Consider the following 23,220-nt stretch of genomic DNA (forward strand, 5'->3'; position numbering starts at 1 on the left):
AATCAGCGGCCCAATTGAGAAACAACAAGAGCAAACGATCCCGCCGCCAGCGGCGAACCGCCCTCGTTGGTGAGCGGGTTATACGCAACTCAAACAAAATAAGTCAACAGCTATTTCGCAAAAAATCCAATTTTTTTGAGCTAAATTTCCGCCCAAAAAAAACCGGCGTTTTCCGGTTGAAAGAGCCACACATATCTTGACAGTGCCTTACTAATATAGGCGCGATCCGTCGCAATTTCAAAATCACATTTATTAATTTTTGGACAGCAACTGCGGATCGCTCACCCGCGGATTGGCGACGCAAGATCTATCCGGTGCATTCGCGAGGTTCACAACGCCCTCTCAAGTACGCATATCCGCCGGCAAAGACTGCTGACCACACGCAATTTCCAGTCGACTTGCCGGTCGATGCTGGTGCATCATCGCGGTTCTGACATGCGTGCGGTGCGAGGCAATCTTTCATGAAGATCGAAACTGAGTTTCCCAGAAAAATCATTGAATATGCCGATATGGGCATTGTCATGCCCGACGGATGCCGTCTTTCAGCCCGCGTCTGGATGCCGGAGGACGCGGTCGACAGCCCCGTTCCCGCCATTATCGAACACCTGCCCTACCGCAAGCGCGACGGAACCATCGTGCGCGATCAGTACACCCACCCATGGTTCGCCGGCCACGGCTATGCCTGCATCCGCGTCGACATGCGCGGCAACGGTGATTCCGAGGGACTGATGGACGATGAATACACGCCCCAGGAACTGCAGGACGCCTGCGACGTGATCACCTGGGCGGCCGAACAACCCTGGTGCAGCGGCAATATCGGCATGATGGGCATATCCTGGGGCGGCTTTAATGCATTGCAGGTTGCCGCGCTCCGTCCGCCCGCACTCAAGGCCATCATCACCATCTGCTCGACCGTCGACCGCTTCGCCGACGACATTCATTACAAGGGCGGCTGCCTGCTCAACGAAAACTTCGGCTGGGCCGCCAATATGCTGTCCTATTCATCGCGCCCGCCGGACAGGGCGCTGGTTGGCGACAAGTGGCGGGACATGTGGCTCAACCGGCTGGAGCACCAGCCCTATCACTGGTCCACATGGATGCGCCACCAGCATCGCGACGATTACTGGAAACACGGCTCAGTCTGCGAAGACTATCCGGCAATCGAAGCGGCAGTGCTTTCAATAGGCGGCTGGCATGACGGCTACCGCAACACCGTTGCCCATCTCGTTGAAAACATATCAGCGCCGGTAAAGGGCATTGTCGGCCCATGGATCCATAAATATCCGCACTATGCCGGCCCGAAACCTGCCATCGGCTTCCTGCAGGAGGCAAAGCGCTGGTGGGACCGCTGGCTGAAGGGTGAGGAAACCGGCGTCGAATCCGATCCGGCCTATCGCGCCTGGCTGATGGATTCGATCCCACCGAAGCGCTGGGTCGATGAGCGGCCGGGCCGCTGGATCGCTGAAGACAGCTGGCCGTCACAAAACGTCGATATCACACGCCTGTATCTCGGCGACGGCATGCTCGAACCGGCCCCTGACGACATTGATACACAGATATGCTCGCCGCAGGATTGCGGCGCCCAGTCCGGTGAATATTTTCCGTTCGCCTTTGCCGACGAGTTGCCGGACGAACAATCCTCCGATGATCTGGACTCAGCCTGTTTTGACGGCTCTGTCCTGACTGAGGCCTTCGATATTGTCGGGGCGCCTGTTGTCGATCTGACTGCCAGCGCGGATGCGCAGAATGGCCTGATTGCCGTGCGACTGTGCGATTTGAGACCGGATGGAACATCGGCACTGATCACCTATGGCGTTCTGAACCTCACCCATCGCAGCTCGCACGAAACACCTGAACCGTTGGTCCCGGGAGAGATCTTCACCGCCCGCGTGACACTCGATCAGATTGCCTACCGGATCCCGGCGGGTCACCGCCTGCGTGTCGCCGTTTCAACGGCCTATTGGCCGCTGATCTGGCCGTCCCCGCAAAAAACAACACTGACGCTGAAAGGTGGCAGTCTTGAATTGCCGGTCCGGCCGCCGGCCACCGGCGACGAATGGCAATTCGAACCGCCTGTCGGCGCCGAACCCTGGAAGGCGAATGAACTCAGGGCGCCGGCCTACTTGCGCTCCGTGCGCACGAACAGCGAAACCGGTGAGACTTCAGTCATCATCGATTGCGATTTCGGCGAATATGAAGACAGGGAACACGGCCTGATTTCCAACAGTTGGACACGAGAGTGCTGGTCGGTGCAGCCCGATGATCCCGGTTCCGCACAAGCGGAAATCGAATGGGAAAAAAGGGGCGGGCGCGAAGGCGAGACCTGGCGGACACATGTAACGGCCACGATGCACAGTGACCCGCAGCATTTCTATTCTAAGGCCACACTACGCGCCTGGGAAAACGATAAGCTGATCTTCGAACGCACCTATGACGACACGGTCGTGCGCAATCTGGTCTGACCCATCCGGCTTTGCGTTAGCGTTGCATCAGCCTGCCGACCGGATTTGCCGGCGGCAATTCACCGGCCATGCGCATCATATGCCATGCCAGCACCAGGTTGCTGGACAGAACGGGCTTGTTCAATTTGGCCTCGAGCGGCGCGACGACATCGAGCGTGCGCAGGTTTGTGCAGGACAGAAAGACCGCGTCCACCTCGTCCGACGTGCCGATTTGCATTGCCGCGTCGATAATGGATTGCCCGGCAAGACGCGCGACCTTTTCCTCAACAGCCTCATTGAAGGATCCGAACACCGGCGTCCCTATGCCGCGTTCGCGCAACACCCCGCGCAGCGTCCCCGAAACCTCTTCGACGTAAGGAGACAGGAATGCAAGTCGCGACACGCCGAGATAGCGGCAGGCCGCCACCAGCGCGGATAAAGGTTCGCTCACGGCCCGCGTGCGGGCTTCGCCGTGCACAAGCTCCGCAACCCTGTCCGGGCCGACCACAGAGGTGCCTGACGTGCAGCCATATCCAACGCTGTTGAATTCCAGCCATGGCGGAAAGAGCCGCACCGCATCCGGGATGGTCTTTTCCATCGTGCTGAGGCTTTCGCGCGAGACATCCAGGCCGCTCGGAACGCGGCTTACATAAAGTGCCACATTGTCGACCGGCAGCATCCGGCGGAAGTCGTGCTCGATCGTCTCATCCGTCTGCAGGACGATGAGCCCGAAGGTCGCCCTGCTGCCGATGGGTCCGCTGGTTTCATATTCAAAATCTGTCATGAAATTATCCGATCACGGGCAGCGCTGACGGTGAATTGGCTGTCAGCCACCGTGCACCATCCCGGGTTATGGCGATATTTTCCTCATGCACCATCATCCGGCCGCGTCCTGTCTCAATGCTTGGTTCCAGCGTCAGCACCATGCCCAGTTCCAAAACGGTGTGGTCATCCGGTATCAGCGACGGCCACTCCGTCAGCTGCATGCCGAGACCATGGCCAAGCCGGCCAACGTCAGACGTTCCCTTGCCACCGGTCACGATCCGGTCCATCGCATGGAACAGGTCAGCCGCACTTGCCCCGGGTCTGGCGGCCTCGAAACCGGCCTGTGTTGCTTCAACAAGCTTTTCATGAGCCTCGCCCGCGATGCTGTCTGCTTTACCGATTGCAAAATTGCGGTCGAAATCACAGAAATAACCGTCCCAGACCAGACCGGTATCGAGCATCAGCACGTCGCCCGCCTGCAGCGGCGCGGCCGTCGCGGGAGAAATGACGTCGGAATAGCCGTTTTGCCCGGCGCCGGCTGCCAGATAGGGTACCCAGTCGGCGCCTTCCTCCAGACAGACCATCTGGAAACGGCGAAACACTTCGTCGAGACCCACGCCTTCATTGGCAAACTCGGCAACCCTTTCAAAGGCACGGCCGCCGATCGCGCAGGCCATCTCAATTTTGTCGATCTCCGCGGGCGATTTGACCATGCGAAGTTTGCGCAGGATGTCGTCGTCACCGACAAGTTCCAGCGGCGCGAGCTTGTTTGAAAGTGCCTGGAAATCCTTGAGCGGCATGCGCAGCAGTGTCTCATGTCCGGTCGGCAACCCGATGCGTCCCTGCGAACCGACAAGATTTCGGATCGCATCGGCAAGAAGCGCAACGCCGTCATCGGCAAGGTCGGGCGAACGCCAAGTCCGAATGTCTTCGATCCAGGTTTTGCCCATCAGCTCCGCACCCACCGTCGGAATTACAGCAACGGGCTTGCCACTTGCCGGCACCAGCAGGAACCACGGCCGGGTCGGACTTTCCCAAAAGCGGGTCAGAAAGCCGGTGAAATAGCGAACTTCAGGCTCCGTCGTCAAAAGCAGCGCATCAAGATCGGCGCCAGCCATCAAATGCTGCGCGCGTGACAGGCGTTGTTGAAATTCGTCCGCCTCAAAACCTCGCGCCACACCATTCATAACCATCCGGCTCCTGTACTTGATCAAAACTTGTGGTGTTTCTTCCGTATCAAAACCATCGGCAACCTAACAGCGGTCATCGCGCAGCACCACTGAGAAAAACCACCCCATTGGGCTATCCTCAGATCGGCTGGCAGGCGAACCAAACCGGCGCTTCAGGCTGCTTTCAACAACCGCTTCAACGGTATTGCAGGATCAGCAAGCTGCTCTCGGTCCGCCACCTTGTCCTGTTCGATCATCATCTGGATAAGGCGCACCGGCTGAGAGATCTTTGCCAGGGGACCGAAACCCGCTGCAGCGGTCAGCCGGCCGTTGCGCAGACCAAGGATGAGAATTGCGCCCGCTTCATCCACCGGTCGTTCGACAAGCACGTCTTCGACACCAAAGAGGCCGGTGGTATGCAATGTCCAGTCATACTGATCCGACCAGAGCCAGGGGACCGGATCATGGGCCACCTCCGCTCCTGTGAGCACCCGGGCGCAGGCTTCCGCCTGCTGATCGGCGTTCTGATAGGATTCGAACCGAAGAGCGGCCCCATAGCGCGGAACAATTGCCCGCGCGCAATCACCGATCGCCCTGATATTCGGATCCGAGGTCCGGAACGCGCCGTCGGCCAGAATACCATCGTCGACGTCAAGGCCGGCCGCCTTCGCAAGACGCGTTTCAGGCACAGCACCCGCTGCAATCAACACCGTGTCGGCGGGCAGGGTTTCGCCATTGTCGAGGCGCACCGAAAGGGCAGTCGCGGTCGTCTCGATCGCATGAGTGGAAACGCCGGTCAGTATCTCAACCCCCTCGGCCCGGTGTCTGGCGCGGACCGCTTCGGCAACAATCGTCGGCACCGAGCGTTGCAGCAGCCTTTCAGCCGCCTCCACAACCGTGACGGAGCATCCGAGTGCCCTGACGCTGGCGGCGACCTCCAGGCCTATGAAGCCGCCGCCGACAACCACCAGGCGGCAACCGGGCAAAAGGCGCCTGCGCAGAGCAAGCGCATCTGCGGCGCTGCGAAGCGTGACCACACCCCGATGGTTTGCGCCGGGCAGCTGAGCATCGCGTGGGCGCGCGCCGGTGGCCAGAATAAGGGTTTCGTAGGCAATCCGCCCGCCACTCGAAAGGATCACCGAACGCCTTGCCCGGTCGATGGATGTCGCTTCGACCTTCGTACGCAGATCAATGCTGGACTCGAAAAACGCCTCGCGTGTCGCCAGAACCGCACCGCTGGGATTGGCGCCGGCGGTGAGCACGGATTTCGACAGGGGTGGCCGTTCGTAGGGCGGATGCGGCTCCGAACCGATCAGTGTTACCGAACCGGTGAAACCGAATTTGCGCAGACTGAGCGCGGCTCGCCCGCCGGCCTGACCTGCGCCGATGATGACAAGGCCGCTCATCTGTCAAAGCGCGATATAGATATCGCCCGCCTCAACCTTGACCGGAAAGGTCTTGAGGTCGATACAGGCCGGTGGATTGAGCGCCCTGCCGGTGGCGATCTCGAAACGGCCCTGGTGCAAAGGGCACTCGATTACCTTGCCGATCACCAGCCCCTCCTCCAGATGCTGCTGCTCGTGGGTGCAATAGCCGTCGGTGGCGAAAAAGCCGTCATCGGTGTTGTAGATCGCAAATGTTCTGCCCTCATGATCCCAGCGGATAAGATCTTCCTCGTCGATCTCGTCCGTGGCACAGACGTGAATCCAGTTGCTCATGGCAAGCCTCGCTTCAATCAGAATTCGCGTGAGAGGAGCTCTTCCTCAAACGGATAACGCGATAGGGTGATGGGTCCGTTTTCGGTAATCAGGCACTGGTCCTCGAGCTTGACGCCCTCGATACCACCGATTTCGCCGACATAGCTTTCAACGCAGATCACCATTCCGGCCTCAAGCTCGCCGTCGTAGTGAAACCGGTCTTCTGTGCTATGAAGAATCACCGGCCATTCGTCCGCCATGCCGAGACCATGCGCCATGCACGGATAGAGCTGATCCCCGAAGCCGGGCTCCTGGATGTAACGCGATGCGATAATGTCGCGAAAACCTGCTCCTGGCTGCATAAGCTGTGTATTGTGCATCACCTCGTTCCAGGCAAGCGTATAGAGCTTCTTTTGATAGTCGCTCGGCTGCCCCGGACCGCAGCGAAAGGCCCGGCTGATATCGGCGCCGTAGCTGAACGGGCCGACCATGCCGCAATCAAACACCACCATATCACCAGCACGGATCATCCGGCTCGACGCTTCCTGCTGCCAGGGATTGGTGCGCTCGCCGGACGCCATGAGGCGATAGTCCAGCCACTCGCCGCCGCCTTCGATCAGCGCCGTCCACATATGTGCCCACAATTCCTGCTCCATCACACCGTTGCGCAAGTGATCGCGCATGCGTGTCATGCCGTCTTCGGCCACCGCAATGGTGAGATTCATGGCGAGGATTTCTTCCGGGCTTTTTATCTTGCGGGCCTGGGCGAGAACCGGAGCGACGTCAACGACGGAAAACCCCTCTTCGATCAGCGCCTGCTCGGCATGGAACCCGGTACGCTCGACACCGATCCTGGTTCCGCCGCCGCAATGCTGGCGGATGAGTTCAGCCATCTGGCGAGCCCAGTTTTGTGCCCATTCCTCCTGCCGGTAACCGGCGAACATGTGGGAGAGCGGCAGGAGATCGTCGCGAATCTCATCGATCGTTTCCAGCTGGCTGCCGGTTTCGCGTCCCGGTTCGCTGTCGAAATAGACCACCGGACCTTCAGCCGGCATGAACAGGTAACCGGCCTGTATGTGCATCTGGAACAGCGTGCAATTGCGCACGCCCGTTGCATAGCGGATCGAAAGCGGCTCGGCGAGAATGATTGCGTCCAGCCCGTGCTTCTTGATTTGCTGGCGAAGCCGGTTCTGGCGGTAGGCGCGCATGCGGGGCACGTCGATCATGCTTTCGGTATCAACCGCCTGCATCGGTGGTGTGATATAGGCCGCCTGCTCGAGCGTCAGCGGTTGCGGCTTGGCGGCAAAAGATCTGGAATAATCGGTTGCGTCGTTCATCGGTGCACCGGCTGCCATTTATCCAGGGCTTCCTGGAATTTCTCGTGTTCACCCGGAGCCATCGGCACCTGGTGAGGCTCATGCGGGAACGTTCCGGCTTTTACCTCGTCGCGAAACCCGGCAAGGCCCTTTTCCCGCTCAGCCGCCAGCGTTTTGCGGATGCTCAACATGTCGGCCCAAGCTTTGGCGTGACGGGGCGGATTTTCGACATCGCCGCATATGTCCTCCATGAAGCTGAAGATGATGTCACCGCCGCTGCCTGCGCCAATCGAATGCGTAACGATGGATGTGCGCTTGCCGATCTCGGTGAGCGCTTCGGCGGCAACGCACTCGACCTCCACCGCGACGGCACCCGCGTCTTCAAGCCGGCGGAAATCCTCCCATAGCCGAAGGGCCTCATCAGCGGTCTTGCCGATAATGCGCAAACCGCCAACCCGGGTCGAAAGCCGCGGCACGAGACCCAGATGTCCCTGAACGCACAACCCTTCATGAGAAAGACGTTCGACTGTCTTCAGGCCGCGCGGCGTGTAGATCGCGTCGGCACCTTTTTCGGCGCAGGCGATGGCGGCGGCCAGGGCTTCGTCTTCGCTGACATATTGCACCATGGTCTGCGAACCGGTGACGAAGGTGTTGGGTGCGCCCGCTCGAATTTCATCAATATCGCAATCGGCGATGGTGATCAGATCGATGCCCAGCCTCTCGCAGGCCTCCGCCTCTTCGCGCGTTTGCGCTGAAACCTGCGTCATCTTGATGCCCGCCGCTTTGTTGGCCTGCAGACATGCGACGGTCAGGTTGCGTTGCGCCGGACGGCCGCCATAGGTGTAGATGTTTTTCAGGCTCATCACATGGTCCTACGCGCAACCCGTTCGAACGAACCGCCGTCCGAGATCATATGCGGGGCCTGACGGATCGTGGGTGCCCTGGTCGATAGGCCGAGCGAGCGGCGGGCAGCAACAGTCAGCACTTCCCAATTGGTCCGGAAGAAACCCGGATCAGGTTCCGGCACCTGTTCTGCGACAGCCCTTTGCAGAGCTGGCAGCGCATAGAACGGCACCTGCGGGTAAAGGTGGTGCTCCACATGATTGTTCATGTTCATATAAAGAAACCGCCCGAGCCAGCTCGTTTTGAACGAACGCGTGCTTTCAAGGATCGAAGGCGAATTTTCCTGCAGCTCCACATGCTGGATCAGGGTAAAGAGCAGCATGACCGGGGCGCCGAGCAGGCGTGGCAGAACCAGGAACCAGAGCGGCCAGCTGAACCCGGCGATGACAAGCCCGGCAATTGCGGCATAGATCACAAGGAATATGCGGGCGTTGCGGGTCATTTTTGAATATTCCCCGTCCGGCGTTACCATTTTGATCGTGTCGGTGTAACGACCAAGCGCAAGCTGCAGCAAAGCGGTTGTGTGGAAGCGCAACAAAGCAAATCCGGTGATCTCTGCCAGCCAGCCGCCAAGGGCCATGGGCGTATCGAACGGCATCTGGCTGTCCTTGCCGACATGCCAGGTAAACGTGTGATGATTGGTGTGCGTGTAGCGCCGGTGCAGCGGCTCTTCGATATAGATGAGCGAGGTGATCCACAGCACCGCCTCGTTCAGCCATCGGGCCTTGAACGCGGTGCCATGGGCAGTCTCGTGGCTGAAGGAATAGGCGGGCACCGTCAAAAGGACCCCGTGAACGAACATCGCCGGCCAGATCCAGAGCGTGCCCAGCGCCGCCCACACCAGCGCGCCGGTCAAGATCAGTCCCAAGACCCATTGCGCCAGATAGATGAGCCCGGGCCGGTCGGAGCGGCGTGCAATGGCCTTCAGGGTCTTCTTGTCGAGCTTGACACCGCTCGACGCAGCATTGGTCGGAACGTAGTCGGGCATGATCAGCTCGCGTAGCGGTCGTTTTCGTCGTCGAGGATGGCTTTCAGCTCGTTGAAATGGCTGTCAGCCTGATCGGGATAATTCTCTAGTTCATCCGCCGTTTTCGACGCGATCTCGTCGGACAGAACCCGAAGCGGCCTGCCGGTCTGCAGTGCGCGAATATAGGTTTCGGCAGCACGCTCGAAATAGTAAAGCCGGTTGAACGTGTCGGCGACGGTGTCTCCGATCACCATGACGCCGTGATTGCCCATAACCATGACCTTGACCTTAGGATCGGCAAGAAGCGTCGCGCAGCGCTCGCCCTCTTCCTCGAAGGCCAGCCCGCCGAACTGTTCGTCGACAACCATGCGCTTGTAGAATGTCGCCGTATTCTGATCGATCGGCGGCAGCGTACTGTCGGCAAGGCAGGCAAGAACCGTTGCGAAAATTGAATGCACATGCATGACGCATCGCGCGTGCGGGCACCGCCTATGCACCGAGCCATGCAGTCCCCAGGCTGTCGGATCCGGCGCGCCGGGGCGTGACAATGTATCGGGATCATTGGCATCGAGCTCGAGGAGGTCGGAGGCCCGGATGCGTGAAAAATGCATCTGGTTGGGGTTCATCAGGAACCTGGTGCCATCCTCATTGACGGCAAGTGAAAAATGATTGGCGACGGCCTCGTGCATATTGAGCCGTGCGGTCCATCGGAATGCAGCGGCCATGTCCACCCGCTCCTCCCAATGCCCAATGTTCGAGCGTCCGATTAATTCCGGCTGCGCTGCCATTTCGGCCTCCCATAAAGTATCCCGTTCAAATTTGTGCCTGAGTTGGCTTGGCTTTACCAACGATAGATTCACGGCTATGGTATTAGAAAAACTAATGCATCAATTTCGCATGGGGATTTCATGGCCGGAGCAGGTCTGCCGCCTCTTACCTGGCTCCGCGCGTTTGAAACCGCGGCCAGACATCTGTCGTTCACGCAGGCTGCCGCCGAATTGAACCTGACCCAGTCGGCCGTGTCACAGCACGTGCGCAGCCTGGAGGGCTTTCTCGGCCGGGAGCTGTTTATTCGCCGCACCCGTGCCCTTCACCTCACCGAGGCGGGATCGAACTATCTTCCAATCGTTCAGGAAGCCTTCGACGTACTTGCCGTCGGCACACGCACCTTTACCGGCGGCAACCGTGGGCAGCGCCTGATGGTCAAATGCAATCTTGCCTTTTCAATTTTCTGGCTGGCACCTCGGCTCAGCGGCCTGATGGACGCCCATCCCTGGCTCACCCTGAACATCACGACGCCGATATGGGATCCGGAGGCAACCGAAGGCACCGCAGAGGTGGAGATACGCTTCGGCCGTCCCGCGACCATGCCTAAAACGGCACGGCGTCTTTCACGGGAAACGGCCTATCCGGTGTGCGCGCCGGCATTGTCCGCCGAAATGGCGGACTGGCAGACCGCCCGGCTTTTTGACTGTGCCGGCGTGCTGACCAATTGGGAGACCTGGCTGGCAAGCCAGGGCCACGCATTGCAGAAGGACCGGCAGGTCAATCTCGCATCGACCTATGTCGTGGCAATGACGGCAGTGCAGCACGGCGCAGGCCTTGCCATGTCGCACGATACGCTGGCAACTGGTCTGTTGTCTTCAGGCGCGCTGGTGACACCCTATGACCACCGTATCGAGATGCCGGAAGCCTATTTCCTGCTGTCATCGCCGAGCCACGAGGAGACTCCAGCCGTGCGCGCATTCACGGACTGGGTTGGCCGGCAGTTCGATTTATCAACAAAAGCTGACGCCTAGTCGGGAGCAATCTCCGTTTCGAAATTCGACGGCAGGGTGATTTCCAGCAATTCGCAGTCGTCCGAACAATTGCGATATGCCGCCTTCAGGTACGGCGGCAGCACAAAGGCGTCACCGGCGACGATATCGTAAGGCTCTTCGCCATCGACATTGAGCGTCAGCGAACCCTCCTTGACGAAGGTGAACAATATATCTGTATCGTGGCTGGTGCGCGGCGCTGTTTCGCCCTTGACCGGTCGGGCGACCTGCACGCCGGCAATGCCCCGCGTCGCTTCGCCGATACCGGTGTCGCGCGCCTCGAAGCCTGGGATGCGCCAGGGTTTCCACACCGCTTCGGCCACCTTGTCGAAAACGAAACGGGTGCCCTGGAATTCTCGGTCCGGATCGACACTGCCGTTCGGCAGTTCCATGTTGTGGTCGATGGTCGTCACATGCTCGGCCGGCACGCCGATCTCGATGACCTCGACATTGTCGGAAGCAACCAGCACCCGATGCCGGATTTCCGGCGGTTGGATGACGCAGTCGCCTGCCGTCAGGCGGATCGGCGGTCCCTGATCCTCATAGACCACTTCGACCCATCCGCGGTAGCAGAAGATGAGCTGAAATCCGACCGTGTGATAATGCACCATATCCGGCACCGGACCGCCATCGGGAATGCGGATATGCGAGGCGATAATGGAGCCGCCAAGTCGATCAGGAATAAGGTCACGGTAGCGCATGCCCGCGCGGCCGATGATCCAGCTGTCGCTGTCCTTGAGCCGCCGCACCAGAAAAGAGTGCTGGGTTTCAGGCTGCACCAGCGGCGGATTGGCATCGACGATTTCAATCTTCGTGCCGCCGGGGCTGATGATTTCGGTTTCACCGCCGGCGAACTGCCCCGGTTCCTCGCATAAAAGCCGAAGGTTTCCGGCCGGCGCTTCGGCGTCGCGTTCCAGCCGGATGCACAGACCGTGGCCGGAAATTACAGCAACAGCGGGATCGTCCGCGGGAAAGATCTTGTCCAGCCGAAAGCCAAGCGACTTGAGAAAGAACGGCAGATCCTTGCCGAAATTGCCGGTCGGCAGTCTGATTTCCGCCGCGCTGATAGTTTCAGGCCGGGTGCTAAGATCTGCGCTCATTTCGCTCCCCCACTTCCTTGCTGTTCGATGATCGATTTCACGAGCAGGATTTCCGTTTCGTGAATGGTGGTCAGTTTGTACCAGGAAAAATCGTCTGAACCGGCCATGCGCCAGGTGAGCAGTGACAGGACACTGCGATTGGTGGGTCTGTCCAGAAATTCGCCCGGTGTTACGCGCGCCATGATGCGCGGGATAAGCGGACCGTCTTTCGCGTTTGCAATGTGGTAGTCGACGATCAGGCGGTCCGGATCGGGATCGACCCGCACATAGACCGAACTTGCGTCAAAAAGGCTCGTCCCATGTACAAGCCCGTCCTCGTCTATCTCGATCTGCCAGGTTCCGAACGTCCATTGATCGAGGTTCTGCGGTGTCGACACGAATGCAAACACGTCGGAAGCGGGACGCTCGATCTCAACGGAAACGACATGGCTCGGCGCAAAACTCATCGCACGTCCTTCGAAGCGGCCGAATCGACCGTTGTGATCACAAGGATCCGCGCCGGCTCGTCACTGCCGCTGATATAGGCATGCGCCATGGTGCCGTCGAAGTAGATGCTGTCGCCCTCTTCCAAAAGAAGCGGCGCATAAAAATCCGTGTGCAGAACCAGCTTGCCGGAAACGACGTAGAGGAACTCCTCGCCAGGGTGGCTGGCCAAACCGCCGACCTCTGCCACGGATCTTTTTTCGACGGTATTAACCGCCGGGTGCATCTTCTTGTTTGCAAGATCCGTGCACAGGACATCGGTCAGATAACGGGCGGTCTCGACCGGCGACTGATCTGATTTGCGGCTGATCGAGCGTACGCCGTTGCGGATAGGGTTCGCCGATTCCCCCAAAAAGGCGGTGATGTCGACGCCAAGCACCTGGCTGAGGATATAGAGATTATGCGCACTCACCGGGGTCTGCTCATTTTCCACCCTCGACAGCGTCGCTTCGGAAATATTGGTGAGCTTGGCCAGTTCACTGAGGGACAGCGACTTGGCACGCCGGAAAGCCTTGAGCTTGGATCCGATATGCAGATCCTGAAAGACCGGCCTCTTTTCCTGCCGTTTAGTCATCAACAACTCTCCTTGCCTGATCATCTGCGTCGGTTGAACCAAATCCGCCGCCGCCGGGCAACTCTACGACCAGACTGTCGCCTTCGGGAATAAGATGCACGCCTTTGCCTTCCAAATTGCCGCCCGAACCGAGCATGGCGCGGCCCGGATCTCCGGCTTCGCCGCCCGCACGCCCCCGCGCGGGATGGTTCATACGGTCGAAGGTCGCGCCCGATACGGTAAAGGGTGCCGGCTCGCGATTGGCGATCTCGATCACCTGCCCATGCCCGCCGCGCCACTTTCCGCGCCCACCCGATTCACGCAGTATTTTCTTTCGCTTGAACCATAAGGGGCACTGGTTTTCGGTTATCTCGACCGGGATCGAGCCAACGCCGCTCGGGAAGGCCATTGCCGACAGGCCGTCCTTGCCGGGTCGCGCTCCGATACCACCAATGGCGACGTTCATGACATTGAAGCGTGTCGTGTCGCCGACGTGCTCATGCGGCGCCCGTCCGTGGGCCGAAGCCATCGCCAGCACCCAGATACTGCCGGCGCTTTCTGCCTGGACACGGTCCGGCAACGCCTGCGCCAGACAGCCGAATACGGCATCGGGCAGCATTTGCCCGATGACGTGCCGTGCGGTCACAGGGCTCGGAGGCAGCGGATCGACACAGGTTCCCGGTTCGCTGACGAGGCCGAAACAGTCAAGTGATCCGGCATTGTTCGGCACATGCGGCGCCACCACCGCCTTTAACCCGAACACAACATAGGCCTGGCTGTAGGTGCGCGGCGAATTGATGCCGTAATTGGAGGCAGGTGAACTGCCGGAAAAATCGATTGTGATGTTATCGCCCTCGATCACCAGCCGGGTCCTGATGATGATTGGCGCTTCATAGCCGTCAAGCGGCAGGTCGTATGCAAACACGCCATCCGGCAGTCCCCGGATCGCCTGTCGGGTCGCATTTCGGGACGTCTCCAATATGTGGTCGGCAAGCGGCTGAAGCGATTGCAGGCCGAACTCTGTCATCATGTCGATGAGCCGGTTGACGCCGGTGTCGTTGGCACTCACCAGTGACATGAGATCGCCGCGCACCTCCACCGGATTGCGGGTATTGGCGGCAATGATCGACAGAAGATCCTCGTTGAGTGCACCGCCCTTGCGCAAATACATATGCGGGATCAGCGTGCCCTCTTCGAAGACGGAATTGGCATCGGCGGAAAAGCCGAGCCCCCCGACGTCGATGACATGGCAGGTCGATGCAAAAAGACCGACTGGCCGCTCTCCCAAAAAGGCGGGGGTAACAACGACAAAATCGAAAAGGTGCCCGGTGCCCATCCAGGGATCGTTTGTAATCAGCACATCGCCAGGCGAAAGGGATTGGACCGGGAAACGCTCCAGAAAGTGCGCGACGGCGTTGGCCATCGTATTTACGTGACCGGGCGTGCCGGTCACAGCCTGCGCCAGCATTGCGCCGGAGAGATCGTAGACCCCGGCGGAGAGGTCGCCAGCCTCGCGCGCCACCGAGCCGAACGCTGTTCGCAGCAGCGATTGTGCCTGTTCCTCGACAACGGCAATCAACCGGTTCCACATGACCTGCGTCTGGATGCCTTCAAGGGCTGCATTGCTCATGTGCCGGCCTCCTTGCGCTCAAGAACAATCGAGCCATCCGGGCCAACCGCTGCTCCAAAGGTTGATGTGACGATTGTCGAAGTTTCGTGCTCGGCAATAATGGCCGGCCCGGCAATATTCTGCCCCCGGCCAAGATCGAACCGCCAGTAAACCGGCGTTTCGAGCAATTTTCCCGTGGGGCCGTCAAACAAGGTGCGAGTGCCTTTGGGGTTTGCATCGCCTTCAGGCATCTGAATGGTCGGCGGGTTGTTGGCGCTGTCCAGATTGCATTCGGCGGTGACCGACCAGGTGACGATTTCGGAAGGAACATCCTCGAGGGTCAGGCCGTAGACGGATTTGTACAGCTCCTCGAACGTTTGGTGGATTTGCGGGCCATGGTCGTCCGCAAGCACACCATCGGGCAGCATGACCTGGATTTCATGCCCCTGTCCGGCATAGCGGATATCGACAATGCGTCTGATCGACACCGCGCTGCCCATGGATGCGGGTTCGACAATTTCCATCGCCTCCTCTTCCATCTGCCGGATGATCCGATTGGCCTCTTCGGCTTCAAACCGGTCGAGCACCATGGTGCTGCTGCGGGTGACCTCGTAGGAGATCGGCGCGCGTAAAAACCCGATGGCCGAGCCCACACCCGCACCGCTCGGCACGACCATCTTGGATATGCCGAGCTTTTCTGCCAGACGGCAAAGATGCAGCGGCGCACCGCCCCCGAAGGCGATCATGGTGCAGCGGGATATGTCCTTGCCGCGTTCAATGGCGTGAACGCGGGCGGCGTTCGCCATATTCTCCTCGACGATCTCGTTGACGCCCACCGCAGGCCAGTGACTGTCAAGTCCGAGCGGTTTGCCGATCTGATCGTTCAGCGCGGTTTCGGCCGCCGGCGTGTCGAGTACGATCTTGCCGCCGGCAAAATAGGCCGGATCGATCCGTCCGATGACGAGGTTCGCATCCGTCACCGTTGCCTGCCTGCCGCCCCGTCCGTAACAGACCGGCCCCGGCTCCGAGCCGGAACTGTCCGGGCCGACGGTAATACGGTTCAGGGAATCGACCCTTGCGATGGAGCCGCCGCCCGCGCCGATCTCCACCATTTCAATCACCGGAATTCGCACCGGCCAGCCGGAGCCCTTGATGTCGCGATAGGCCCTGGCGATTTCGAAACGGCGTGCCCGCTCCGGCTCGCCGCCGCCGATCAGACAAATCTTGGCCGTGGTGCCACCCATGTCGAAGGACACCACCTCGTCATAGCCGCCCGATTGGGCAATGTGACCCGCGAGGATCGCACCTCCGGCGGGTCCGGATTCAACCAGCCGGATTGGAAAGCGGGCGGCACTTTCAAGCGTCGTCAAGCCGCCACCCGACATCATCAGAAAAAGCGGCGCGTCAATGCCCCGATCGGTCAGGGCATCGTTCAATCTTGTAAGATACCCTGAGATCAGCGGCCGCACGCAGGCATTGGCGCAGGTCGTCGAAAAACGCTCATATTCACGCACCTGCGGGCATACCTCGTGGGAAAGACAGATCGTTACCTTCTCATCGATATGTTCGCGCAGGATGTCGGCCACCCGACGCTCATGCTCGGAATGGGCATAACCGTGCAGAAACCCGATGGCGACGGCCTCGACGTTCAACGTTTTGATCTTGTCTGCGATCCCGACAATCGATGCCTCGTCCAGGTCCTGCAGCACGGAACCGTCGGATGCCAGCCGCTCCTTAACGCCGAACCGCAATTCCTGAGGCACGATGGCGGGCGGCATGTCGATCATGAGGTCGTAGTGGTCGAAGCGCTTTTCATATCCGAGCTCGAGAATGTCCTCGAAACCGGCAGTGGTGATGAAGGCGGTTTTTGCGCCTTTGCGTTCGATCAGCGCGTTGGTGGCAAGTGTTGTACCGTGAACAAAGAGGTCAATCGCACCCGGCTCCACACCGGTTTCGGTAAGCAGGCCATCGACGCCGCGCATCAGCCCCTGCTCGGGTTTGCCTGCATCAGTCAGAATTTTCGTGCTGTACCGATCCGCGCCGATTTCAAGCACGACATCGGTAAAGGTTCCACCGATGTCAACCGCCAGACGGACCTTGCTGCCGTCAATCATTTTGGCGCATGCCCTGGCTGCATTCTTTGCTTTGCCATGTTGATTTTCGTTCCGTATCCCAACCATCGATATTGCATATATGAAATATTTTTGCAATGCGGAGACGCTGCTCAAACCGGCTTTCCTGGAGATGGCTTGTTTCGAATTTGAAAATATTCCTCAAAAATGCCCTGAAAATAAGCAGTTTTCCAAACGCGCCTTGCGTAGAAAGACACAATTGCCCGCCAAACCTTGCGCGAGCGTGTTGACAGGATATTTCAAATATGAAACTTTTCCTGCGAGGGATGGAGACCGGCATGATGTTGGACAAGGCAGATCTGGCGCAGGAAGCACGCACGCTCGATGCCGGCGACCGGATTTCCTCCATCTGCGCCCATTATGAACAGCCCAAGGGCTGGATTTTCTTTGACGCCAATTCTGTCGGCCCCGCGCCGAAGACTGCTCGCAAGGCTGCCAGCGACCTGATGGACGATTGGGTCAATCTGCGGCGGCGGGGCTGGGCGGAACGCGACTGGGTCGACATGCCGGCCATTTTGGGCGACCGGATCGCACCCATGATCGGCGCCGGCCCGGGCGAAGTGGTCGTTTGCGATAACACGACAGTCAACCTCTACAAGGCGACCGGCCATGCCCTTGCCGTCAACAAGGATCGCGCGACGATCGTTACCCAGGCTGAAAACTTCCCGACTGACCTTCATGTGCTGCAGGGCTTTGAGCGCTTCTGCGACCGGCCTGTCGAAATCCGTCATGTCGACACGGAAGAAGAAGCAATCGCAGCGATGGACGACACCGTCGTCCTGGGCTCCTTCAGCCATGTCGGCTACAAATCCGGCATCCGCTGGGACATGGAGAAGATCAATGCGGCTGCGCACGAAAAAGGCGCGCTCGTCCTTTGGGATGTCTCGCATTCCGCCGGCGCGGTGCCGATCGATGCCCGTGGCAGCAATGCGGACTACATCGTCGGCTGCGGCTACAAATATCTGAGCACCGGTCCTGGCGGTCCGGCCTACATCTATGTGCGTCCGGATCTGGCAGAAAGGGCCTGGCCGCCCATGTGCGGCTGGATGGGCCATGCCGATATCTACGCTTTTTCCGGCAATTACGAGCCGCACACCGGAATCAAGCGCTTCATATCGGGAACGCCCATGGTGGGCGCCAACGCAATTGCCCGCTGCGCTGCGGATATCTATGAAAAATACGAACCGGGCGACATCTGGGCACGCCACAGATCCTTGAGCGAATTCTTCGTGCGGGCACTTGAGACGATGTGTGGAAAACTTGGCGTGGAAGTAACCTCGCCAGCTAACTATGACCGGCGCGGAGGCCATGTCAGCTTCCGCGCGCCCGGAGCGGGACGTGTCGTCGAAGCCTTGATCGACAAGAAGGTCGTTGCATCGTTTCGCAAACCCGATTCCATCCGTTTCGGTATCAGCCCGACGGCGCTGACCCACCAGGACATCCATGAAGCGGTGCGGCGGCTGCATGACATATTGGAAACCGAAATCTGGAGAGATCCGAAATACGAGAATGTATCGGTTTAGAACGGTGAGCCGTCACAGGAAATAAGATCAATAACAGGCCACCAAAAAGCCGGCGCGAAACCGGCAACAGAGGGAGAAGAAAATGAAGAAATCAGTCCTTGCAGCAGCAATTGCGGCCTTGATCGCCGCACCGACCGGCGCGGCTCTTGCCGATGACGTCAAGGTCGGCGCCCTGATGGGCATAACCGGCCCGTTGGCGAATTTCATACCGCCGATACTGAATGCCGCCAAACTTGCCGAAGCCGATGTCAATGCCGGTGGCGGCATCCTCGGCGGACAGAATTTCGTGCTTGTGGTCGCCGACGGCCAGGCAGCCGCACAGCCCTCGGTGGACGCTGCTTCAAAACTGGTCAATCTCGAGAACGTCGCCGCCATCATGGGTGCATTGTCCTCCGGCGCGACCATCGCTTCGGCCAACGCCGTGTCGATTCCCAACAATGTTCTTCAGGTTTCCCCCACCGCCACATCGCCGGCAGTGACGGATATCGAGGACAATGATTATCTCTACCGCATCGTGCCAAGCGACAATTATCAGGGTCAGGTGCTTGCCAATATCGTGCTGGACGAGGGCATCAATAAGGTTGCCGTTGCCTATGTGAACAACGATTACGGCGTTGGCATCGCCAACACATTCAAAAAAGCATTTGAAGACAAGGGCGGGACCGTCACCGCTTTCGAAAAACACGAGGACAAGAAGAACTCCTATCGCGGCGAACTCGCAACGCTAGCCTCGAGCGGCGCGGATGCGCTTGTGGTGATCGCCTATGCCGGCGGCAGCGGCGCAAAGATCGTCAAGCAATCGCTTGAAAACGGGTTCTTCGACCGCTTCATCGGCACGGACGGCCTGCGTGACGATCTGCTGATCGAGCAAGTCGGCCCCGAGGCGCTCTCCACGTCCTTCTTCTCGTCTCCAACGTCGCCGGCCGAAAATGCTGTGGCGGACGCCCTGCACAAGCGTTTCGACGAGACCTATGGCGAAGGCTCCGACAAACCGTTTGTCGACCAGACCTACGATGCCACCATGCTGATCGCGCTGGCCATCGAAAAGGCCGGCTCCACCGACCGCGAAGCCGTCAAGGCGGCGCTGCGCGAAGTGGCAAACGCTCCGGGCGAGGTGGTTGGTCCCGGCGAGTGGGCCAAGGCTGTCAAGCTGATCGGCGAAGGCAAGGACATTAACTACGAAGGCGCAGCCGGCAGCCATGAATTCGACGGCAATGGCGACGTCGCCGGCTTCATCGGCAAGTTTGTTGTCGATGGCGACAGCTACAAGCAAATCGCCGTCTTTGAATAATCGAAAATACAGCCGCCCCGGACAGTTGCTCCGGGGCGGCTGGTTTTTTCCATGACACAGGTTCCCCGCATTCAGTTTGACGACATTACCATGCGCTTTGGCGGACTGGATGCTGTTCGCGCATGCAGTTTCGACCTTCCGGCGGGCCGCATCACCGGCCTGATCGGTCCCAATGGCGCCGGCAAGACGACGGCGTTCAATGTCATCGCCGGCCTGCTCACCCCGACCCTCGGCCGCGTCTTTCTTGACGGCGAGGACGTGACCGCTTTGCCGGCCTACAGGCGCCAGGCCAAAGGTCTGAGCCGCACCTTTCAGCTTGCCCATGAATTTGGCCGCATGACCGTCATCGAGAACCTCATGGTTGCGGCAAACAACGATGTCGGCGAAGGCATATTCAACGCGGTCTTCCGCCCGTCGCGCTGCCTTGGCCAAGAGCGCGAAGCCTATGACAAGGCGATCGGCACTCTGGAATTTCTGGAAATCGCGCAGCTCGCGGGCGAACTCGCAGGCAACCTTTCCGGCGGGCAGAAGAAGCTTCTGGAACTCGGCCGCGCCCTGATGCAGGAACCCAAGATCATCCTGCTCGACGAGATCGGCGCCGGCGTTAACCGGACCCTCCTCGGCAAGATTGCCGACAAGATCAAGCAACTCAACGAACAGTCCGGCTACACGTTCTGCCTGATTGAGCACGATCTCGATTTTGTCTCCCGCCTTTGCGACGGCGTGATCGTCATGGCGCAGGGCGAGTTGCTGATGACCGGAACAGTTGACGAGGTGCGCCGGGACGAACGCGTGATCGAAGCCTATTTCGGCGGCGGCAGATATCAGGACGCATCATGACGGACCGGGTTCTCGATGTGCGCGATGTCAGTGCCGGCTATGGGAAGATGCCGATCATCAAAGACATCAACATGCACGTCATCCGCCAGCGGATTGTTACGATCATCGGCCCGAACGGCGCCGGCAAGTCGACGCTGCTGAAGGCGGTTTTCGGGCTCAACCAGCACTTCTCGGGCGAAATCGCCTTCGACGGCACATCGATCTTCAACGCCAGGACAGCCGACCTTGTACCACTCGGCATCTCGGCGGTGCCTCAGACCCACAATGTGTTTCCCTCGCTCAGCGTCGACGAAAATCTCGACGTCGGCACCTTCGCAGCTCCACCTCCGGACGCCGCAGCCACAAAGGCAAAGATCCTCGACCTCTTTCCCGACCTGAAAGACAAACTGCGGCAGCAGGCAGGCCAGCTTTCCGGCGGCCAGCGCCAGATGGTTGCCGTCGGACGCGCGCTGATGAGCGATCCGAAACTCATCCTTCTGGACGAGCCCACCGCCGGTCTTTCCCCGGCCTATCTCGAAGTGATCTTCGACCTCCTCCAGCAGGTGCGCGACAGCGGCGTGTCGATCCTGATGGTCGAGCAGAACGCCAAACAGGCGCTTCGCATCGCCGATTATGCCTATGTCCTCGTCAACGGCGAAAATGCCTATGAGGGGACCGGCGCGGAACTTCTCGCCGATGACGAGGTCAGGCGGTCCTTCCTTGGCGGAGGCATGGCGCCGTGATCGATTTCATCAATTTCTACCTCATTCCCGGCATAACCCTCGGCAGCATCTATGCGCTCGGCGCGGTCGGCGTTTCGATGATCTTCGGGATTCTGCGGTTTGCGCATTTCGCCCACGGCGATCTGATGACGGTCGGCGCCTACGCCGCACTGACCGCTGTCTGGGTGCTCGGTATTCCTGCCCTTGCTGCCATTCCCGTCGCCATTGTTGTGACCTGCCTTGTGGCGCTTGTGGCCGACAAGCTGTTTTACAAACCGCTGCGCGACCTGCCGACGATCTACACAGTGATTGCCTCCTTCGGCGTCGCGCTGATCCTGCGCTCCATCGTTCAAACCGTCTGGGGAACCGACAGCCAGGTTTACATGACCGGTTTTCAGAAGCCGATGATTTTCCTCGATACGTTTCGGGTGGCAACACGCCATATCCAGATCATCGTCGCTACCGCCGTCCTGACCGTGGCGCTGCATTATTTCCTCAATCACACCCGGCTCGGCAAATCCATGCGGGCGGTGGCGGATGATCCTGATCTAGCCGCCGTTGCCGGTCTCGATACTGAACGGGTAATCCGCTGGACCTGGATCATCGGGGCGGCACTGGCCGCCATTGCCGGCGTATTCGTCGGCCTCGACACGGACGTTCATACCAATCTCGGCTGGAACCTGCTTTTGCCTATGTTCGCGGCAGCGCTTCTCGGCGGGATCGGCAAGCCGCTTGGCGCCATCGTCGGCGGGCTGATCATCGGCATTGCCGAAGAAGCCTGCACCTATCCCTTCTTCGGCGACAGCCTGATTGCCCCGAGTTACAAGAGCGCGGTCGCCTTCGTGATTATGGTCCTGATCCTGATTTTCCGGCCACAGGGCCTTTTCAGAGGGAGGCTGATGTAATGGAGCTTCCCGGCATCGCCTTTTATCTCGTCGCCTTCCTCACAATGGGCGGGATCTATGCAATCCTGTGCCTGGCGCTCAACATGCAATGGGGTTTCGGCGGCCTTTTCAACGCCGGCATTGCAGGCTTCTACGCCGTCGGCGCCTATACCGGAGCCATTTTGACATCGGCGCGATCCACTGCTCATCTCGGCGGCTTCGACCTGCCGATTGTCGTTGGCCTCATCTGCGCGGGGCTTGCGTCCGGCATCGTTGGATGGGCGATCGCCCGCATCTGCGTGCGGCTGAAGGCGGATTATCTGGCAATGGCCTCCATCGGCATTGCCGAGATCATTCGTCTCGCCATCATCAACGAGGAATGGCTGACAAACGGCAGTCTCGGCATCTCAAGAATTCCCCGCCCGCTGGAAGCCTTTTATTCGGGTCGTGCCGCCGAGGTTGTCTTTGTCGTCTTCGTCTGGCTTGTCGTCCTGGTGACCTTTCTTGTGGCGCGCCGTCTCCAGCAGAGCCCTTGGGGGCGCGTCATGCGGGCAATCCGCGACAATGAGGAAGCGGCCGCATCCATCGGCAAGGATGTCCAGCGCTTCCGCACCGAAACCTTTGTCGTCGGCTCCATCTTCATGGGTGTCGCCGGCGCACTCAGCGCGCACTACTTCAAGTTCTTCAGCCCCGACGCCACCGAGCCGCTGCTGATCACGTTTCTTGCCTGGGTGATGCTGATTGCCGGCGGCTCCGGCAACAATATCGGCGCCATCGCCGGCGCGCTCGCGATCTGGGCGATCTGGTCGCTGACCGAGGTCGTCACGCAGCAGCTGCCTCCGGACTGGGCGACGCGCTCCTCCTATATCCGCATGCTTTTGATCGGCCTTTTGCTGCAATTCGTGTTGCAACGCTTCCGCTCCGGCCTCTTTCCGGAAAAGTCGCCAAAATTACGCATAGGGCGGGAGAATTGAGCCGCCGTTGACCGACGAACCAGATAATCTGCGGCGTTGCGTGCGGTTGCAAGAA

The 23,220-nt window shown here is 59.6% G+C and carries 22 protein-coding genes; 9 read left to right on the top strand and 13 right to left on the bottom strand.

The genetic code is table 11. The features are described 5' to 3' along the window. Positions 1-200 (top strand): hypothetical protein (locus tag ABVT35_RS26495; RefSeq protein ID WP_368470637.1); only part of this gene is annotated, 200 nt, incomplete at its 5' end. A gap of 261 nt (positions 201-461) precedes the next feature. Further along, positions 462-2,462: a CocE/NonD family hydrolase gene (locus ABVT35_RS26500; RefSeq protein ID WP_368470638.1), complete on the top strand. Its 2,001-nt coding sequence runs from the start codon at positions 462-464 to the stop codon at positions 2,460-2,462. A 16-nt stretch (positions 2,463-2,478) separates the two neighbouring features. On the opposite strand, the gene ABVT35_RS26505 is transcribed toward ABVT35_RS26500, so the two are convergent. The 8 genes from ABVT35_RS26505 to ABVT35_RS26540 all read right to left on the bottom strand — a co-directional run bounded on the left by ABVT35_RS26505 (position 2,479) and on the right by ABVT35_RS26540 (position 10,046). Beyond that, on the bottom strand, positions 2,479-3,225 hold the full coding sequence (locus ABVT35_RS26505) for an Asp/Glu racemase (RefSeq protein ID WP_368470639.1): 747 nt from the start codon (positions 3,223-3,225) through the stop codon (positions 2,479-2,481). A gap of 4 nt (positions 3,226-3,229) precedes the next feature. Next, a complete protein-coding gene (locus tag ABVT35_RS26510) occupies positions 3,230-4,399 on the bottom strand; it encodes a M24 family metallopeptidase (protein WP_368470640.1) in 1,170 nt (389 codons plus the stop codon). A gap of 149 nt (positions 4,400-4,548) precedes the next feature. Continuing rightward, positions 4,549-5,781: an NAD(P)/FAD-dependent oxidoreductase gene (locus ABVT35_RS26515; protein ID WP_368470641.1), complete on the bottom strand. Its 1,233-nt coding sequence runs from the start codon at positions 5,779-5,781 to the stop codon at positions 4,549-4,551. A 3-nt stretch (positions 5,782-5,784) separates the two neighbouring features. Further along, entirely contained in the window at positions 5,785-6,093 is a 309-nt protein-coding gene (locus ABVT35_RS26520; protein WP_368470642.1) for a MocE family 2Fe-2S type ferredoxin, read from the bottom strand. A 17-nt stretch (positions 6,094-6,110) separates the two neighbouring features. After that, the gene (locus ABVT35_RS26525; RefSeq protein ID WP_368470643.1) at positions 6,111-7,427 is read right to left on the bottom strand and encodes a M24 family metallopeptidase; all 1,317 of its coding nucleotides are present in this window, start codon (positions 7,425-7,427) and stop codon (positions 6,111-6,113) included. Continuing rightward, positions 7,406-8,251: a 3-methyl-2-oxobutanoate hydroxymethyltransferase gene (locus tag ABVT35_RS26530; RefSeq protein ID WP_368470644.1), complete on the bottom strand. Its 846-nt coding sequence runs from the start codon at positions 8,249-8,251 to the stop codon at positions 7,406-7,408. The genes ABVT35_RS26525 and ABVT35_RS26530 overlap by 22 nt, the downstream gene beginning before the upstream one ends. Continuing rightward, complete coding sequence (locus ABVT35_RS26535; protein WP_368470645.1) at positions 8,251-9,279, bottom strand: fatty acid desaturase; 1,029 nt, start codon at positions 9,277-9,279, stop codon at positions 8,251-8,253. Before ABVT35_RS26535 ends, ABVT35_RS26530 begins: the two co-directional genes overlap by 1 nt. A 2-nt stretch (positions 9,280-9,281) precedes the next feature. Then, on the bottom strand, positions 9,282-10,046 hold the full coding sequence (locus tag ABVT35_RS26540; protein WP_368470646.1) for a class II aldolase and adducin N-terminal domain-containing protein: 765 nt from the start codon (positions 10,044-10,046) through the stop codon (positions 9,282-9,284). A gap of 120 nt (positions 10,047-10,166) precedes the next feature. Between ABVT35_RS26540 and ABVT35_RS26545 the strand changes: the two genes are divergently transcribed. Next, positions 10,167-11,057, top strand: a complete 891-nt coding sequence (locus ABVT35_RS26545; protein WP_368470647.1) for a LysR family transcriptional regulator — start codon at positions 10,167-10,169, stop codon at positions 11,055-11,057. Here the strand turns inward: ABVT35_RS26545 and ABVT35_RS26550 are convergent. The 5 genes from ABVT35_RS26550 to ABVT35_RS26570 are packed head-to-tail and all read right to left on the bottom strand — an operon-like array spanning position 11,054 to position 16,934. Continuing rightward, a complete protein-coding gene (locus ABVT35_RS26550; protein WP_368470648.1) occupies positions 11,054-12,175 on the bottom strand; it encodes a cupin domain-containing protein in 1,122 nt (373 codons plus the stop codon). The two genes, ABVT35_RS26545 and ABVT35_RS26550, sit on opposite strands and share 4 nt — an antisense overlap. After that, positions 12,172-12,621 (bottom strand): hypothetical protein, encoded by a 450-nt coding sequence (locus ABVT35_RS26555; RefSeq protein ID WP_368470649.1) that lies wholly within the window; start codon positions 12,619-12,621, stop codon positions 12,172-12,174. Before ABVT35_RS26555 ends, ABVT35_RS26550 begins: the two co-directional genes overlap by 4 nt. Beyond that, the gene (locus ABVT35_RS26560; protein WP_368470650.1) at positions 12,618-13,232 is read right to left on the bottom strand and encodes a helix-turn-helix domain-containing protein; all 615 of its coding nucleotides are present in this window, start codon (positions 13,230-13,232) and stop codon (positions 12,618-12,620) included. Before ABVT35_RS26560 ends, ABVT35_RS26555 begins: the two co-directional genes overlap by 4 nt. Next, positions 13,225-14,841 (bottom strand): hydantoinase B/oxoprolinase family protein, encoded by a 1,617-nt coding sequence (locus tag ABVT35_RS26565; RefSeq protein WP_368470651.1) that lies wholly within the window; start codon positions 14,839-14,841, stop codon positions 13,225-13,227. The genes ABVT35_RS26560 and ABVT35_RS26565 overlap by 8 nt, the downstream gene beginning before the upstream one ends. Continuing rightward, complete coding sequence (locus tag ABVT35_RS26570) at positions 14,838-16,934, bottom strand: hydantoinase/oxoprolinase family protein (protein WP_368470652.1); 2,097 nt, start codon at positions 16,932-16,934, stop codon at positions 14,838-14,840. The genes ABVT35_RS26565 and ABVT35_RS26570 overlap by 4 nt, the downstream gene beginning before the upstream one ends. 296 nt (positions 16,935-17,230) lie before the next feature. Here ABVT35_RS26570 and ABVT35_RS26575 point away from each other — a divergent pair, with 296 nt between their 5' ends. The 6 genes from ABVT35_RS26575 to ABVT35_RS26600 all read left to right on the top strand — a co-directional run bounded on the left by ABVT35_RS26575 (position 17,231) and on the right by ABVT35_RS26600 (position 23,165). Then, positions 17,231-18,475, top strand: a complete 1,245-nt coding sequence (locus ABVT35_RS26575) for an aminotransferase class V-fold PLP-dependent enzyme (protein ID WP_368470653.1) — start codon at positions 17,231-17,233, stop codon at positions 18,473-18,475. 82 nt (positions 18,476-18,557) lie between these two features. Then, positions 18,558-19,766: an ABC transporter substrate-binding protein gene (locus tag ABVT35_RS26580; RefSeq protein WP_368470654.1), complete on the top strand. Its 1,209-nt coding sequence runs from the start codon at positions 18,558-18,560 to the stop codon at positions 19,764-19,766. A 51-nt stretch (positions 19,767-19,817) separates the two neighbouring features. Next, a complete protein-coding gene (locus tag ABVT35_RS26585) occupies positions 19,818-20,606 on the top strand; it encodes an ABC transporter ATP-binding protein (protein WP_368470655.1) in 789 nt (262 codons plus the stop codon). Then, positions 20,603-21,328, top strand: a complete 726-nt coding sequence (locus ABVT35_RS26590; protein WP_368470656.1) for an ABC transporter ATP-binding protein — start codon at positions 20,603-20,605, stop codon at positions 21,326-21,328. The genes ABVT35_RS26585 and ABVT35_RS26590 overlap by 4 nt, the downstream gene beginning before the upstream one ends. After that, entirely contained in the window at positions 21,325-22,212 is an 888-nt protein-coding gene (locus tag ABVT35_RS26595) for a branched-chain amino acid ABC transporter permease (RefSeq protein WP_368470657.1), read from the top strand. Before ABVT35_RS26590 ends, ABVT35_RS26595 begins: the two co-directional genes overlap by 4 nt. Then, a complete protein-coding gene (locus ABVT35_RS26600; RefSeq protein ID WP_368470658.1) occupies positions 22,212-23,165 on the top strand; it encodes a branched-chain amino acid ABC transporter permease in 954 nt (317 codons plus the stop codon). The genes ABVT35_RS26595 and ABVT35_RS26600 overlap by 1 nt, the downstream gene beginning before the upstream one ends. The last annotated feature ends 55 nt before the right edge of the window (positions 23,166-23,220 follow it).

Source organism: Hoeflea sp. TYP-13 (assembly GCF_040932035.1).
Taxonomy (GTDB): domain Bacteria; phylum Pseudomonadota; class Alphaproteobacteria; order Rhizobiales; family Rhizobiaceae; genus Hoeflea_A.

Excerpts from the sequence above, each read along its gene's own strand:
- ABVT35_RS26500 (WP_368470638.1), top strand. The coding sequence starts at position 462 with ATGAAGATCGAAACTGAGTTTCCCAGAAAAATCATTGAATATGCCGAT.
- ABVT35_RS26505 (WP_368470639.1), bottom strand. The coding sequence starts at position 3,225 with ATGACAGATTTTGAATATGAAACCAGCGGACCCATCGGCAGCAGGGCG.
- ABVT35_RS26510 (WP_368470640.1), bottom strand. The coding sequence starts at position 4,399 with ATGGTTATGAATGGTGTGGCGCGAGGTTTTGAGGCGGACGAATTTCAA.
- ABVT35_RS26515 (WP_368470641.1), bottom strand. The coding sequence starts at position 5,781 with ATGAGCGGCCTTGTCATCATCGGCGCAGGTCAGGCCGGCGGGCGAGCC.
- ABVT35_RS26520 (WP_368470642.1), bottom strand. The coding sequence starts at position 6,093 with ATGAGCAACTGGATTCACGTCTGTGCCACGGACGAGATCGACGAGGAA.
- ABVT35_RS26525 (WP_368470643.1), bottom strand. The coding sequence starts at position 7,427 with ATGGCAGCCGGTGCACCGATGAACGACGCAACCGATTATTCCAGATCT.
- ABVT35_RS26530 (WP_368470644.1), bottom strand. The coding sequence starts at position 8,251 with ATGAGCCTGAAAAACATCTACACCTATGGCGGCCGTCCGGCGCAACGC.
- ABVT35_RS26535 (WP_368470645.1), bottom strand. The coding sequence starts at position 9,279 with ATGCCCGACTACGTTCCGACCAATGCTGCGTCGAGCGGTGTCAAGCTC.
- ABVT35_RS26540 (WP_368470646.1), bottom strand. The coding sequence starts at position 10,046 with ATGGCAGCGCAGCCGGAATTAATCGGACGCTCGAACATTGGGCATTGG.
- ABVT35_RS26545 (WP_368470647.1), top strand. The coding sequence starts at position 10,167 with ATGGCCGGAGCAGGTCTGCCGCCTCTTACCTGGCTCCGCGCGTTTGAA.
- ABVT35_RS26550 (WP_368470648.1), bottom strand. The coding sequence starts at position 12,175 with ATGAGCGCAGATCTTAGCACCCGGCCTGAAACTATCAGCGCGGCGGAA.
- ABVT35_RS26555 (WP_368470649.1), bottom strand. The coding sequence starts at position 12,621 with ATGAGTTTTGCGCCGAGCCATGTCGTTTCCGTTGAGATCGAGCGTCCC.
- ABVT35_RS26560 (WP_368470650.1), bottom strand. The coding sequence starts at position 13,232 with ATGACTAAACGGCAGGAAAAGAGGCCGGTCTTTCAGGATCTGCATATC.
- ABVT35_RS26565 (WP_368470651.1), bottom strand. The coding sequence starts at position 14,841 with ATGAGCAATGCAGCCCTTGAAGGCATCCAGACGCAGGTCATGTGGAAC.
- ABVT35_RS26570 (WP_368470652.1), bottom strand. The coding sequence starts at position 16,934 with ATGATTGACGGCAGCAAGGTCCGTCTGGCGGTTGACATCGGTGGAACC.
- ABVT35_RS26575 (WP_368470653.1), top strand. The coding sequence starts at position 17,231 with ATGATGTTGGACAAGGCAGATCTGGCGCAGGAAGCACGCACGCTCGAT.
- ABVT35_RS26580 (WP_368470654.1), top strand. The coding sequence starts at position 18,558 with ATGAAGAAATCAGTCCTTGCAGCAGCAATTGCGGCCTTGATCGCCGCA.
- ABVT35_RS26585 (WP_368470655.1), top strand. The coding sequence starts at position 19,818 with ATGACACAGGTTCCCCGCATTCAGTTTGACGACATTACCATGCGCTTT.
- ABVT35_RS26590 (WP_368470656.1), top strand. The coding sequence starts at position 20,603 with ATGACGGACCGGGTTCTCGATGTGCGCGATGTCAGTGCCGGCTATGGG.
- ABVT35_RS26600 (WP_368470658.1), top strand. The coding sequence starts at position 22,212 with ATGGAGCTTCCCGGCATCGCCTTTTATCTCGTCGCCTTCCTCACAATG.